The organism is Neobacillus sp. S1115 (assembly GCF_055385565.1).
In genome coordinates this window covers 2986928-3001679 of record NZ_AP038275.1, presented here as the reverse complement: position 1 = coordinate 3001679, position 14752 = coordinate 2986928, and the positions used below count along the sequence as shown (strand labels likewise).

General features: G+C 41.9%; 13 protein-coding genes. 8 read left to right on the top strand and 5 right to left on the bottom strand.

Annotation, left to right across the window (positions count from 1 at the left end):
• The first annotated feature begins 12 nt into the window (after positions 1-12).
• Positions 13-597 (top strand): ATP-dependent Clp endopeptidase proteolytic subunit ClpP, encoded by a 585-nt coding sequence (gene clpP, locus ACZ5B7_RS14530; RefSeq protein ID WP_464494307.1) that lies wholly within the window; start codon positions 13-15, stop codon positions 595-597.
• 802 nt (positions 598-1399) lie between these two features.
• Here the strand turns inward: clpP and ACZ5B7_RS14525 are convergent.
• Together ACZ5B7_RS14525 and ACZ5B7_RS14520 are read right to left on the bottom strand one after the other, a co-directional pair.
• Entirely contained in the window at positions 1400-2674 is a 1275-nt protein-coding gene (locus tag ACZ5B7_RS14525) for an IS110 family RNA-guided transposase (protein ID WP_464490083.1), read from the bottom strand.
• A gap of 366 nt (positions 2675-3040) precedes the next feature.
• Complete coding sequence (locus ACZ5B7_RS14520) at positions 3041-3436, bottom strand: DUF2243 domain-containing protein (RefSeq protein WP_423802464.1); 396 nt, start codon at positions 3434-3436, stop codon at positions 3041-3043.
• A gap of 166 nt (positions 3437-3602) precedes the next feature.
• Here ACZ5B7_RS14520 and ACZ5B7_RS14515 point away from each other — a divergent pair, with 166 nt between their 5' ends.
• Positions 3603-4106 carry a DinB family protein gene (locus tag ACZ5B7_RS14515; protein WP_213139961.1) on the top strand — a complete coding sequence of 168 codons (504 nt, stop codon included), beginning with the start codon at positions 3603-3605 and terminating at the stop codon, positions 4104-4106.
• 121 nt (positions 4107-4227) lie between these two features.
• Positions 4228-4902: an NUDIX hydrolase gene (locus ACZ5B7_RS14510; RefSeq protein ID WP_464494306.1), complete on the top strand. Its 675-nt coding sequence runs from the start codon at positions 4228-4230 to the stop codon at positions 4900-4902.
• Here the strand turns inward: ACZ5B7_RS14510 and ACZ5B7_RS14505 are convergent.
• A complete protein-coding gene (locus ACZ5B7_RS14505) occupies positions 4879-5724 on the bottom strand; it encodes an MBL fold metallo-hydrolase (protein WP_464494305.1) in 846 nt (281 codons plus the stop codon). The two genes, ACZ5B7_RS14510 and ACZ5B7_RS14505, sit on opposite strands and share 24 nt — an antisense overlap.
• Positions 5725-5826: 102 nt before the next feature.
• Entirely contained in the window at positions 5827-6714 is an 888-nt protein-coding gene (locus ACZ5B7_RS14500) for a LysR family transcriptional regulator (protein ID WP_464494304.1), read from the bottom strand.
• Between the two features lie 236 nt (positions 6715-6950).
• Here ACZ5B7_RS14500 and ACZ5B7_RS14495 point away from each other — a divergent pair, with 236 nt between their 5' ends.
• Both ACZ5B7_RS14495 and cysI read left to right on the top strand, forming a co-directional pair.
• Positions 6951-8756: an assimilatory sulfite reductase (NADPH) flavoprotein subunit gene (locus ACZ5B7_RS14495; protein ID WP_464494303.1), complete on the top strand. Its 1806-nt coding sequence runs from the start codon at positions 6951-6953 to the stop codon at positions 8754-8756.
• A gap of 27 nt (positions 8757-8783) precedes the next feature.
• Positions 8784-10502 carry an assimilatory sulfite reductase (NADPH) hemoprotein subunit gene (gene cysI, locus ACZ5B7_RS14490; protein ID WP_464494302.1) on the top strand — a complete coding sequence of 573 codons (1719 nt, stop codon included), beginning with the start codon at positions 8784-8786 and terminating at the stop codon, positions 10500-10502.
• Positions 10503-10533: 31 nt separating this feature from the next.
• Here the strand turns inward: cysI and ACZ5B7_RS14485 are convergent, their stop codons facing one another.
• Positions 10534-11433, bottom strand: a complete 900-nt coding sequence (locus tag ACZ5B7_RS14485; RefSeq protein ID WP_464494301.1) for a DMT family transporter — start codon at positions 11431-11433, stop codon at positions 10534-10536.
• A gap of 239 nt (positions 11434-11672) precedes the next feature.
• Here ACZ5B7_RS14485 and ACZ5B7_RS14480 point away from each other — a divergent pair, with 239 nt between their 5' ends.
• The 3 genes from ACZ5B7_RS14480 to ACZ5B7_RS14470 all read left to right on the top strand — a co-directional run bounded on the left by ACZ5B7_RS14480 (position 11673) and on the right by ACZ5B7_RS14470 (position 14723).
• Positions 11673-12863 carry an aminotransferase-like domain-containing protein gene (locus ACZ5B7_RS14480; RefSeq protein WP_464494300.1) on the top strand — a complete coding sequence of 397 codons (1191 nt, stop codon included), beginning with the start codon at positions 11673-11675 and terminating at the stop codon, positions 12861-12863.
• A 169-nt stretch (positions 12864-13032) separates the two neighbouring features.
• On the top strand, positions 13033-13803 hold the full coding sequence (locus ACZ5B7_RS14475; protein ID WP_464494299.1) for a cyclase family protein: 771 nt from the start codon (positions 13033-13035) through the stop codon (positions 13801-13803).
• A gap of 14 nt (positions 13804-13817) precedes the next feature.
• A complete protein-coding gene (locus tag ACZ5B7_RS14470) occupies positions 13818-14723 on the top strand; it encodes a fumarylacetoacetate hydrolase family protein (RefSeq protein WP_464494298.1) in 906 nt (301 codons plus the stop codon).
• Positions 14724-14752: the final 29 nt, after the last annotated feature.

Below are 14752 nucleotides of genomic sequence, written 5' to 3'. Positions count from 1 at the left end.
GAGACGGTAATTATGAGTACAATTCCATACGTAATTGAAAACACGAATCGCGGCGAACGATCCTATGATATATACTCGCGCTTGTTAAAGGATAGAATTATCATTATTGGCGATGAAATCAATGACCATGTGGCCAACAGCGTGGTAGCACAGCTTTTATTTTTAGCAGCAGATAACCCAGAGAAAGAAATTTCCCTTTATATTAACTCTCCGGGAGGATCAACATCAGCTGGATTCGCCATCTTTGATACAATGCAATATATTCAGGCGGATGTCCGCACCATCTGCACCGGAATGGCGGCATCGTTTGGAGCCATGCTGCTCCTGGCTGGTACAAAAGGGAAACGATTTGCCCTGCCAAACAGTGAAATTATGATTCATCAGCCGTTGGGAGGGGCTAGAGGGCAGGCAACGGAAATTGAAATTTCCGCTCGCCGCATTTTAAAACTACGGGAGCACATCAATCAAATTATTGCAGAGCGAACCGGCCAGCCGATTGAAAAAGTAGCGAAGGATACAGACCGCGATTTCTTCATGAGCGCAGAAGAAGCTAAAGAGTATGGGATCATAGATGAGATTTTATATCCGAAGCGTTAACAAAAACCGCCTGGACTACAAATTAACTCGTTTACTTTAGAGGTGCAAACGTTTTAAAACACATAGGAAAACGCACTTGAATTCCCAATATAATTCACAGTGCGTTTTTTATTGATTAATCAAAATTTCGGCAGCCTTTTGTTGCTTATTTTGTCCTAATTCACATTGTAAATCACTCGGTATGAAATAATTATTGTAGGGTGGGTGAGTTATTTGCGAAATAAGCGGAATTTTTTCGGTTAGACTGCAGAATAGACTCGGTTCGTTGTATATAAGCGGAGTTTTTCCGATTAAGTAAAGAAAAATTACCCATTTTCACGTTTTTCGAGCCAATAGTCGGAATCTTTCCGCTTATTTAAGCCATTTTCAGTGCTATTTCCTCCCTCAGTTTAATACGATTTTCTCTCGAATACTCGCTTATTCGCAGGATTTCATAACCCTTGATTTAGCGTTAACGATAAAATGAAATAAGTTTAAATCATTATGGCTTCGTGAAGGCATAGTCAAATAGAGGAGCGAATTAGTTCCCCATATTTTACCATATAATGTACATCTCCACGCCTCCCCTGGAGGCTTTCCCTCCCATGTCTCAACGGGTCGTCTGCCCTATCATTCCTTCGTCATGCCTATCCAAGGGGTGGAGGCCAGTTTTGCTAATTAAATGGGTCTGTGCCCTTACGAAAATAGAATCTGGTACTCCGTACATATTTGAAATCCTGCGAATATGCCAACATTCGATTAATATGAGTGTCCAATATTATTTATTTCAGGGCGATAAATAATCTTTATTTCTGAAATTTCATTAAGCTGCCAACGGTGATAATGGTTTGATTTTATCAGGACAATATGATTCGTTTCGTCTAGATATACTTACAAAGATCCTGGCCAACTTGCCAATTAACTTCATAATTGATTTTATTTTCTTCATTTTTTTTACTTTGACATTTTGAGAATGTAATGCCCGAAATTCTGGGTTATTCACTACAAGACTAATTGTAGCTAAGTAAAGGAATCGCCTTAGTCTGGAGCGTCCTCGCTTGGAAATGACAATTTGACCTTTCCATTTCCCTGAACTTGCTTCGACTAAATGCAATCCAGCATGGCGAAGAAGGGAATTACCGTGAGTAAAACGACTTAAGTCCCCCGCTTCACCCAATATCCCAGCTAAAGAAATTTCACTTATCCCCTTTATGGCAAGTAACATCTTAGCGAAAGGTATTTTATTTAGTGCAGCGGTAACTTGTTGTTCCACTCTTTCGAGTTGTTTTACGGCTAAGTCATATTCCTCTAATAGCTGCTCTAAATGAAATTTATAGGCATCAAGTGCCTGTCTAGTACCTACAGATTTCTTAGCCAACTGGAGGAGTAATAGGGCTTTCTTTAATCCAGGGTGCCTCTTCATCACAGATTTCCAACCTGTAATAACCTCGTGAGGCTGCATATTCTCTAAGTCCATAGGGGACGGGAATAAACGAAGGGTTGTGATTGCCCCTTTAGCCGTAATATCCTTAAATACCTGTCGGAATTCAGGAAAGACAATATCTACCCAACGGTTTAATTGATTAATAGAACTAACAAGGCGTTTAACTACTACATCACGGTTAGACATCAGGATCCTAAGTTTTTCGAATGTTTCCGATGTGTACCTAACTTCAGAATAATAACCGTTCTTTACCATATCAGCGATAACTAAGGCATCTTTTTTATCACTTTTTGATTGAGTATTATCACGATTTTCTTTATTCTTTTTTACTAAATGTGGGTTTACAGTTACTACTTCAATATCTTGATTAGAAAGCCATTTTGAAAGATTGATCCAGTAGTGTCCAGTTGGCTCCATCCCAACAATAGCTTCATCCAGGTTGTTTAATCTTTGAAGATTTTTAATCCATTTTAGAAAACTAGCAAATCCTTCTTCGGTATTTTTAAATGTAATTGGATCTCCGACTATAATTCCACGGAAATTTACAGCTCTAGCTACGTGAAATTGTTGCGCAATATCAACTCCAACAACTAGATGTTTAACTGAAATTCTTTCTATTAGTTGATTTTGTTTGTTTTGCATTTTAAACTTCATTATAGGGGTTCCTCCTTAAGGTTTGAGTTAGATTGGTCTCTATACTCATATCTTACTGAGGAGCTCTATTTTTTTCAAAGTCGAAAAATAACGATCTACAGGAATGCTAATTAATAGAAATTTCTCCGCTTATTAATCAAACTCGCTTTAGCGTCTAATGACTTATACAACATAAGGGGGAGTAAGTGAAAAAAGATAATACAAAAAAGGCTTAGAGATGAAAAAATATCTCTAAGCCTTTTTGACTGTGAAAATATCCTTTGATTTATGTTGTAAAATTTATGTGATTTGCTATCTGATTAGGTCTGTGAATTAGCGTTTTGCACCCCACAAGTAAACCCGTTAACGTCAAATCCAGGCGGTTTTTTATGAAAATGGCATACCATTATGGTTGCTGACTTCAGCAGACCGTTCTTTTTTGATTCCAAACCACACAAAAAAGGATCCAAAGACAACAAACAGCGGCTCCAGCCAATTGGCTTCCGGCCCATTGGTAATTCGATGAAGCTGGAAAATCCAATGAAAGACAACAATATCAAAGCTCAAGAACAAACCAGCGGCGACGGTAAACCCGTTAAAGAATGAACGTGAAAAGAAGCGGTAAAAGACAGCCATCAAGATCAAAAGTACAAGCAATCCTAAAAAGACGGCGCCAATCCGCTGCGCTTGCGTTTCAGCCTTCAAACCCATCGCTAAGGCATCAATTAAATGAAAGAAAAAATCTGTAACAAAGAAAGCCGCAATCGCACCAAGTATCCTCATGATAAATCCCCTTTATTGCAAAATTGAAAACCACTTTAAAAATTATAAGCGATAATAAAAGCTACGTTAATCATTTTTTGCAGATGAAATACCATACATGAACGTCCACATTTTGGTAATAATGATATAGGTAGAAAATCATGACCAACAAAACGGAGGAATTATCATGTATACATCAATCCAAGAATTCGTGCAGGAATGGAACCAAGAGGCGGGGTCTACACAAAAAATCATGGATGCGTTGACTGACGGTTCCCTTCAGCAAATGGTGTCAGCGGATGATCGTTCGCTCGGGAGAATTGCCTGGCATGTCGTCGCCAGTACACCGGGAATGTTAAAGGAATTCGGTATCAATGTAGCCCAGGTTGAAAATGAAGGAACAGTCCCAACTTCAGCCAAAACTATCGCTGATGCATTTCGCAAGGTAAGTGCCGACACCGTGGAAGCAGTCCAGCAGCAGTGGACCGATGACTCTTTAAAAGATATGAAAGATGTTTTTGGGATGACGATGCCAAAGGCAGTTACCCTAAATCTTCTCATCAAGCATGTCATCCATCACCGCGGCCAGATGACCGTGCTAATGCGTCAAGCCGGACTTCAGGTACCTGGTGTATATGGTCCTGCCAGAGAAGAATGGGGCCAAATGGGAATGGAAGCACCAGCCATATAATCGCTTTTCGAGCACACTAAAAAATAGTGTGCTCTTTCTTATGGAAAAAGGAAGGGAAATTTGCTCGGTTGGTTGAATATAGATGTAATTAAACTATAAATAACAGAAAGGTGGTAGAAATATGGAGGTTACACCAAGACCTGCATCCACAGTCGTGTTATTGGATCATCTCGATAGAGTTTACTTGACACAAAGACCGAAAACGATGAAATTTATGGGAGGTATTTATGTATTCCCCGGGGGAGCGGTAGATGATAGCGATGCCATCCATGATGATGAGTATATAAAAAACGAAAAGCGGGATGAATCAATAAGCCAGTCTTACTATATCGCCGCGGCACGTGAATTATTTGAGGAAGCAGGCATTCTTCTTTGTCAAACAGTCGACGGTACCCCAGTTCTTTTGGAAGAAGATACCGCCCTGGAATACCGCCGTCTGTTAATTAAAGGAGAAATTTCTTTTTTACACATGTTAAAAAAGGAAGCGCTTTATCTGAATCTAGAATACTTAACTTATTTTGGCCGAATTGTCACACCTAGTCAGAGCAAAATTCGCTTTGATACAAAATTCTTCCTGGCCAGGCTGCCCGAGGGTCAAACGCCAATACCGGATGAAAATGAAATTGATGATTCTTTATGGATTAATCCCAAAGAAGCTCTAACTCGATATGAAGAGGAAACAATTCCATTAGCACCGCCAACGATTCATACATTGAAAACGATTGTTCATTATGTAAAGAGCGGTCAGCTTTCGATGCCGGAGTTTAATCGATCAGACTACAAGATTGTTTTTTAACATATAGGCTTCTTCATGCTGTGCGACGGATTCCTCGTTTATCAATTTGATTAAATGTGCCTCAGTTGTTCTTTTTGCCACTTCAAACACACTAGGATGAATGGAATCTTGATAAATCAAATTCGTTAAATCGACAGAAGTTAAACACCGATGTTCTTTGAGCAAGTCCTTAATTTGGTTTTCACGATACAATCTTCGGTTCAACACAAACTCAATGTGCTCATACGGCGTTGTAACCCATTCCCCATGGCCAGGACCGATTTTACTGATCTTTAACTGTTGCAGGCGATGGAGGGTTTTAAAATAATCACCCATGTCACCATCCGGAGGGCCAATCCAGGATGTTCCTTCCGCGACGATATTATCCCCTGCGAGGAGAATTTGCTTAGAAGGAATATACAGGTTCAACTGGCCAGCCGTATGGCCAGGGGCATGAAGAATATGTACTTCCTCACCCGCAACACGGAGAACGTCCAAATCATTTAAAAAAGAAATATTGCTCCAAGGCGAAATGACTGATTGAGTTTCCTCTTTTTCAAGGTGATGACAATACACAACCGGATTCCAGTCGATAAGCTGACAAACACCAGGAGCATGGTCAGGATGGGAGTGTGTAAGAATAATCGTTTTTGGGACAGCGATTTCATTTTCAACAAGGGCATTTTCTATTACACTTCGCGTTTCCGGTTGGTCATATCCGGCGTCAACCAAGATACTTTCCTCCCCATTCCCAATCAAATAGCAGTTGGTTGTCATATGGGGAAGCAAAGTAGGGGTCGGAACGGGCACACGTATTATCTTAAAATCGTTTACTTTTTTCATAAAAATACATCCTTTCATCCTTTTTCGGCAGATTTCTATTTATTTTTCTTACATATTCATCGTGTTAATGAAAAAATCCTGCTAAAAAGATGGGAAAGAATATTAACTGAGCCATTTATTGTTTAGGGCATAGATAAACGTCTTCACATTTCGCTTTTCTTCCATGATAGGCGAGTATATATATGAAAGAGTTCGATTAAAAGTTTGATTTTTTATATGAATAATAGATAGCAGCCCTTGCTTGACCTCCCTGTCAATGATACTGCCGGACAGAAGTGACAGCCCCATTCCGTTAATGAGCGTTTCTTTTATTCCTTGGCTGCTGCTGATGGTTAAAAAGGATTTGACCTTCAAACCATTGGAACGAATAACATGATTTAAATACTCACGGGTTCCCGAACCATTTTCCCGTGTTACCCATGTTTGATTCTGCAGGTCAGACATGGTAACTCCTTTTTTTCGAGCGAGTTCATGATTGTTTGACGAAACCACGAAAAGCTCGTCTTCCATAAACGGATGGACTGATAATTCCTTTTCGTTGGTGTGACCCTCAATTAATCCAATATCCACTTTATACAGTTTTACTGATTGTGCAATTTCCTCTGTGTTGCCGATCACTACATGAAGATCCAATTCCGGATAATCTTTCTGCAGGTCAATCAGTAAAGCCGGGAGGATGTATTCCCCAATCGTAAAACTGGCCCCGATGATTAATTCACCTTTTATTGAATCTTGGTGTTCAAGAATGTCCTGCCGAGTTTGTTCATAAATGGTAATCATTTGTTTGGCTCGTTCGTAAAGTATCTCACCCGTCGGAGTGATTTGCAGGAATTTGGGAGAGCGCAGAAATAATTTTGTTTGAAATTCTTTCTCAAGATTTTTGATATGTAAACTCACACTAGGCTGTGACATTAGCAGCAGCTCTGCCGTTTTTGTAAAATTTTTCACCTCTGCAAGGGTGACGAACGTTTTTAATTCTTCGTAATGCATATGAATCCCGCCTTATTATTAAAAAAACTAATAGTTTCGATAATTAATATTTATTTTACTAATGTTTAGATATTAGGTAAAGTGAATATGACATATCGCAAGCATAGTTTTTCTATAATTCCTACTTGACTTATAGGAATAGTAAAACTATTATAATAGTAATCAATTTTTCAATGAAAATGATGTCTTAAAGCAATTTCAAAAATGGCTTATTTTCCTTAGGGGAGTGATATTTTTTGCAACTTCAGGTATTGAACAGTCCATTTACTGAGGAGCAGGCAGAGCTCCTAAATCGTCTTCTGCCAAGCTTAACGGAATCGCAAAAAGTTTGGTTAAGCGGGTACTTTGCTGCCTCTGCGAATTCAATTGTATTGGGAGCACCGGCAGGGCAACCTGTACAATCCCAAAGCGTATCCAAAGAGGTGACGATTCTTTATGGATCGCAAACTGGAAATTCCAAGGGTCTGACGAAAAAAGCAAGTCAGGCACTTGAGGGGATCGGTTTTAAAGCAACCGTTTCGTCGATGAGTGATTTTAAACCAAACAATTTAAAAAAGGTTCAAAACCTGCTCATTATTGCTAGTACACATGGTGAGGGTGAGCCGCCTGATAACGCAAAATCCTTCCATGAGTTTTTGTTTGGAAAACGGGCGCCAAAGCTTGACGGTCTGCAATTTTCCGTTTTGGCACTTGGAGACAGCTCATACGAGTTTTTCTGTCAAACCGGAAAAGATTTTGACAAACGTTTGGAAGAGCTTGGCGGCACTAGACTTTATCCACGCTTTGACTGTGATGTTGACTTTGATGAGCCGGCAGGTGAATGGCTGCAAGGTGTTCTTGGCAGCTTGAATGATGCTCAGAGTGGAAGTGCAGCATCAGCCCCTGTTCCTGTAGGAACAATTCAAACTGCTGAGTCTGTGTACTCAAGAACAAATCCGTTCCGTGCGGAGGTCCTTGAAAATATTAATTTAAACGGCCGCGGTTCGAAAAAAGAAACTCGTCACCTTGAATTATCGCTTGAAGGATCAGGTCTCAGCTTTGAACCGGGTGACAGCCTAGGGATTTATCCAGAGAACGATCCTGCGCTAGTTGAACGGTTGCTTCAGGAATTATCATGGAGTTCGGATGAAGTTGTTACCGTGAAACAAGGGGATGCCCGTCCACTTAAAGATGTGCTTACGTCATATTATGAAATTACCGTGTTGACAAAACCATTGCTTGAAAAAATCGCTCAGATTTCAACAAATGTTGAGTTGAAGGAGCTTGTAGCAGCAGGAAATGAAGATAAATTAAAGGCTTATATCGAGTCCAGAGATTTACTAGATTTAGTCCAAGATTTTGGTGCATGGGGAGAATCGGCTCAAGAGTTTGTATCCGTATTACGTAAAATTCCAGCCCGGCTATATTCCATTGCCAGCAGCCTAACAGCTAATCCGGATGAAGTTCATTTGACTATTGGCGCCGTCCGCTATGAGGCACATGGCCGCGAACGGAAGGGTGTCTGCTCAATTTTAACAGCGGAGCGTCTTGAAGCAGGAGATACCTTGCCTATTTTCATCCAGCATAATGAAAACTTTAAACTGCCTGTTAACCAGGATGCGCCGATTATTATGGTTGGGCCGGGAACAGGGGCTGCGCCATTCCGATCATTCATGCAGGAGCGTGAAGAAAACGGTGCGGAAGGTAAAGCTTGGATGTTCTTTGGCGATCAGCATTTCGTGACCGATTTCCTTTATCAGCTTGAATGGCAAAAATGGCTGAAGGACGGCGTACTCACAAAGATGGATGTAGCGTTTTCTCGCGACCAGGCTGAAAAGGTATATGTGCAGCAGCGCATGTTAGAGCAAAGCAAGGAAATGTTCCAATGGCTTGAGGAAGGTGCTTACTTCTATATTTGTGGTGATGAAAAGCACATGGCACATGATGTCCATAACACTTTAATTGAAATTATTGAAAAAGAAGGCAATATGAGCCGTGAGAAAGCGGAAGAGTATGTAGCCGAAATGCAGCAGCAAAAACGCTATCAGCGTGACGTATATTGATTTGGTTTTGAAAGGAGTCTTTTCAACATGGTGAACTCAATTTTAAAAGCACCGGATGGTAAGCCAAGTGATGTGGAGCGTATTAAAGTAGAAAGCGACTATTTACGCGGCACGCTGAAGGAAGTAATGCAGGACCGGTTGAGCTCAGGTATTCCTGATGATGACAACCGTTTGATGAAGCATCACGGCAGTTATTTACAGGATGACCGCGATCTTCGGAATGAGCGGCAAAAACAGAAACTAGAACCAGCATATCAATTTATGCTCCGTGTCCGTGCACCAGGCGGTGTGGTAACACCGGAACAATGGCTGGTATTGGATGGGCTTGCCGATAAGAACGCCAACGGCACCATCAAACTGACTACTCGTCAATCGTTCCAATTTCATGGCATTTTAAAATGGAACATGAAAAATACGATTCAAGAGATTCATAATTCGCTATTGACGACGCTTGCTGCCTGCGGCGACGTTAACAGAAACGTAATGTGCAACCCGAACCCTTATCAATCGGAGATTCATTCCGAAGTATATGAATGGGCGAAGTATTTGAGCGATTATTTATTGCCGCGTACAAGAGCCTATCATGAAATTTGGCTGGATGAGGAGAAGGTAGCTGGAACTCCAGATGTGGAAGAAGTGGAGCCATTGTATGGCCCAACTTACCTTCCGCGTAAGTTCAAGATTGGGATTGCTGTACCGCCGTCTAATGATATCGATGTCTTTTCCCAAGACCTTGGCTTAATTGCGATTGTTGAAGACGGCAAGCTTACTGGCTTCAACGTAGCAATTGGCGGCGGCATGGGAAGCACACATGGCGACAAAGCGACCTATCCACAGGTTGCGAAAGTCATCGGATTCGTTACTCCTGACAAAATCGTGGAGCTAGCTGAAAAGACCATTTCGATTCAGCGCGATTACGGAAACCGCTCTGCCCGAAAGAATGCCCGTTTCAAGTATACGATTGACCGCCTTGGATTAGATACCGTTAAGGCAGAATTAGAAAACCGCCTAGGCTGGAGCTTGGATGAGGCAAAGCCATACCACTTTGACCATAATGGTGACCGCTACGGCTGGGTGAAAGGCGTTGGCGGCAAGTGGCATTTTACCTTGTTTGTTGAAAATGGACGGGTGAAAGATTATGAAGATTACAAGCTGAAAACAGGCTTAAAGGAACTAGCCAAAATTCATACTGGTGATTTCCGTTTAACACCTAATCAGAATCTTGTGATTGCCAATGTTTCAAGTCAGAAAAAGAAAAAGATTTCCGAATTAATGGAGCAATATGGCTTAACGGATGGTAAGCACCATTCGGCACTGCGCCGTAATTCAATGGCGTGTGTTGCGCTCCCAACATGCGGGTTGGCATTTGCTGAAAGTGAACGCTACCTGCCACAGCTAATTGAAAAGATTGAAGAGATTGTAGATGAGAACGGGCTGCGTGATGAGGAAATTACAATACGCATGACTGGCTGTCCGAATGGTTGTGCCCGCCCGGCGCTGTCAGAAATCGCGCTGATAGGGAAAGCGGTCGGAAAGTACAATTTGTATCTTGGGGGCGCTTTTGACGGCAGCCGTATGAACAAAATGTACCGTGAAAACATTGGTGAAGCAGAAATTCTAAATGAATTGAGCGTCCTTCTTGGCCGTTATGCGAAGGAACGAAATGAAGGAGAGCACTTCGGAGACTACGTTATCCGTGCTGAAATCATTAAAGCCGTTACAGACGGAACTAATTTCCACGACTAATAAATAAGAAGGGGCATGAAGCCGCTGTGCATTAGGCAGTGCGGGTCATGCCCCTTTTCTTACTTTTATTTGGAGTTTGATAGGTTGCAAGAACAGCACCTATAATGGTTATGATGCCTCCTAGCAGGGTTGCCAACGACACGCTCTCTCCTAATAACAATACACCAAATACAACGGTCCAAACGGGCAGCAAATTGATAAATGGCGCCGCTAGTGCCGGTCCAACCATTTCTACTCCTGCGCTCCAGGAGAAGAAGGCAACAACAGAAGCCAACGTGCTAACGTAGACGACTGCAAGCCAGGCGGAACCGGTCATATGGATCATTCCCGTATCGACGGTGCCTATGCAGCTTAACGCGCTCCATAGGGTGCCATAAAAGGATGCGCCGGCCGTCATGGTTAACGGATCCATACTTTTCCCGTAGCGTTTCAAAAGAACGGTATACATTCCCCATGCCAAGCAGGATAACAGAATCTCAATTTCTCCGATTAGGGAGCTGTGGGATGCCCCGCCTTGTTTTCCCTGAATTAAAATCATCACACCAATCACTGAAATGACAGCACCAATCCACGATTTAGCATGAATCTTATCCTTTAAAACAAACGGTGTAAACAGCAAGATGGCAATCGGAATCCCTGCAGATATCATTCCAGCTTGAGAAGCACTTAAGGATCTTAATCCTAAGTAATTTAAGGTTGAAAAAGCAAAGACCCCAAAAAACCCAAGAATCAAAAATTCCTTCCATTTTTTTAGGATAGGGAAATCCTTTTTATTAAAGGCAAGTATTCCCCAAAGAAGGATCGTTGATATACCCCATCGAATCGTGTTTAGCAGCGTTGCCGGCAGAGCCGGTGCCAGAAAACGTCCGCATATGTAATTACCTCCCCAAAGAATGGTGGCTAAGATTAACAGTGCAACACCTTTTTTCATGTAAATTACCCTTTCTAGTTAGTCTGAAACATTCTGTTTATACTATTAAATTATAATACTACTTTAAAATTATTTAGGAAAGCGAATGGTTTCAATTTTTCAAAACATTTTGAAATAAATTCTTGCATCTAAGGATTTTATATTATACTATTTAAAATAATATCAATTTTTAATTATATGCTTTAGTAAAATAGCATTAAATTGAACTATTTATTTTTCAAAAAAGGAAGCGACTAACATTGAATTATCCATTTGCATCTCGTACTCAAAGCTTTGAATCATCAGCTGTCAGGGATATCCTAAAGGTAACGCAGCAGGCTCATGTCATTTCATTTGCCGGAGGTCTGCCTGCCGAGGACATTTTCCCAGTGGAAGCGGTAAGAACTGCCTATGATAAGGTTTTTACCTCAGGAAACAACGCCTTACAATACGGTTTAACTGAAGGCTTTATCCCGCTTCGTGAAATGATTCAAACTAAAATGGAGCGAAAGGGAATTACATCTTCCCCTGAAAATATATTGGTTACAACGGGATCTCAGCAGGTCATTGATTTGTTCTCAAGAATCATGCTAAGCGAAGGGGATGTTGTTCTCACCGAGGACCCTACATATCTATCAGCCTTGCAAGTGTTCCACTCATACGGGGCGGAGGTAATTGCTGTCCATAGTGATCAGGAGGGAATGGACCCTGAGGATTTAAAGGTTAAACTGGAACAATACCAGCCTAAATTTGTTTATGTCATTCCAACTTTCTCCAATCCTGACGGCAAGGTTTGGAGCGCGGAAAGACGCCAGCATTTACTAGATCTTTGCTATCAATATAATATTCTGATATTAGAAGACGATCCATACGGGGATATTCAATTCCATGACGACGAGTATTACCAGCCGCTGGCATCACTTGATGAGAAACGTACCCATGTCGTTTATACGAGTACCTTCTCGAAATCCGTTGTTCCTGCACTGCGCACAGGCTGGGTAACCGGTCCGATCGAAATCATTCAAATGATGGCGAAAGCCAAGCAAATGAACGATTTGCATTCGAGCAGTCTAGACCAGCAGGCACTATATTATCTGCTGCGCGATTTTGACTTGGATTCCCATATCCAAACAATCCGCCGCGAGTATTATCTTCGAATGACGATTATGCGGGATTACCTTGCAAAGCTCGGCACTGACTTATTCAAATGTGCTGAACCGAAAGGCGGCATGTTTATGTGGGTGGAAGCCAATGAAGAGATTAATACCACCGCATTGCTGCATCAGGCAGTTGAAAAGGGTGTAGCCTTCGTGCCAGGAGCTCCATTCTATGTAGGTCAGCCAAAGTATAACACCTTCCGCCTAAACTTCAGCCATTCTTCACCTGAACGGATTCAGGAGGGTATGGACCGGTTGGTAAGTGTCCTGCTGAAGCCGGCACATTCTAAATAAATTTAAATTGAAAAAAGTGTTAAGGATTAATTTCCTTAACACTTTTTTTTGATGAGTCAATACATACTCATTGGTAAATTTCGACAACATTTTTAACCTATATTTGTTATGATTTCAGTCGTAAACGGAAAATGTCCAACCTATACCTTTACGGAAAAGGGGTAAATAAATGAACCGCAGCCAATTGCGTATTATTGATTTAAGTGTTCCATTGGATATTCGAGCGAAGGAGCCTTTCCCGCCTGAAATCATCTATGAATCGCACGAACAGGGGGCCGAGCAGGCCGCCAAAATCCTAGGATTAAAGGGCAGTGATTTTCCGGACAGCGCTGCCTGGGCGGTAGAAACGGTCACGCTGACAACACATACCGGAACACATGTTGACGCGCCGTGGCATTATGCGGCCAAAACAGCAGGAGAACCATCAAGAACAATCGACGAACTGCCTCTCGAATGGTTCTATGGAAATGGTGTTCTCTTTGACTTTAGAGAAAAACAGCCGGGCTATAAAATCCAAATAGAAGATTTAGAAAAACAATTGCAAGAAATGAACTATCAGCTGAAACCTTATGACATTGTCTTGATAAGAACAGATGCCGATAAAAAATACTTCGAAGAAAACTATGCAGCAATGCATGCAGGCGTTTCGGCGGATGCAACACGCTGGTTCATTCAAAAAGGAATAAAAGTCATGGGAACAGACGGCTGGGGCTGGGACATTCCGCTTTATCATCAGGCTGCCGATTATAAGCAAAATCCGCGTGATGGCGTCCTGTGGGCGGCCCATTTTGTCGGCAAGGAAGCAGAATACTGCCAAATTGAAAAACTGGCAAACTTGGAATTACTGCCAAAACGATTCGGCTTCAAAGTAGCGGTTTTCCCTGTCAAAATAACAGGTGCCAGCGCAGGCTGGGCGAGACCAGTTGCCATTTTTGAATAAAGGAGACAATAGGAATGAAATTTATAACATTTATTGATGCAAACGGCCGCCAAAAAGCCGGCTGGATTAAGGATGAGAACGTTTATGATATGAATCTCGTCAGCAACGGTGAGCTGCCTGATAATCTGTTAGAGTTAATTAAGAACTATTTTGGATATTTGCCAATGTTGAAGAGTTTGGAGGGCATTGCGGAGCCCTCTGCTCAGTTAAACGAAGTTTCACTAACAGCTCCACTGCCAAATCCGCCAAGTATAAGGGATTTTATGGCTTTTGAATTGCATGTGTTGAATGCCAGGAAACTAACAGGCCGTAAGGTACCCGAAGAATGGTATGAACTACCTGCCTTTTATTTTACCAACCATTTAGTTTTGTCGGGCCACAATGAAAAAATAGAACGTCCTCCCGGCTGTTTCGCGTTGGATTATGAATTGGAGCTGGGCTGCATCATTGGCAAGGAAGGGAAGAACATCAAGGCAGAGGAAGCTGAAGACTATATTTTCGGCTACACCATATTTAACGATTGGTCGGCCCGTGATCTGCAGCAGAAAGAGATGAAAATCGGGCTAGGGCCGGCGAAGGGTAAGGACTTTGCGACCACCATCGGACCTGTCATCGTCACGAAGGATGAGCTTGAAAAATATCGATTCGGCCGCGGCTTTGATTTAACGATGACAGCCAAAGTAAATGGAGAACTGCTATCAAAAGGAAATGCTAAAGATCTCTATTACTCATTTGGACAAATGATCGAAAGGGCATCGGCTGGAGTCACGCTCTACCCTGGAGATATCCTTGGATCCGGCACTGTCGGAACGGGCTGCCTCCTCGAGCTTGGACCAGAGGTTCACCGATGGTTAGAGCCCGGCGATTCCGTAGAGCTAGAAATCACCGGCATCGGTAAATTGAAGAACCAAATCATTTAATTCTTATTAGAGACATATCCAATTTTTCA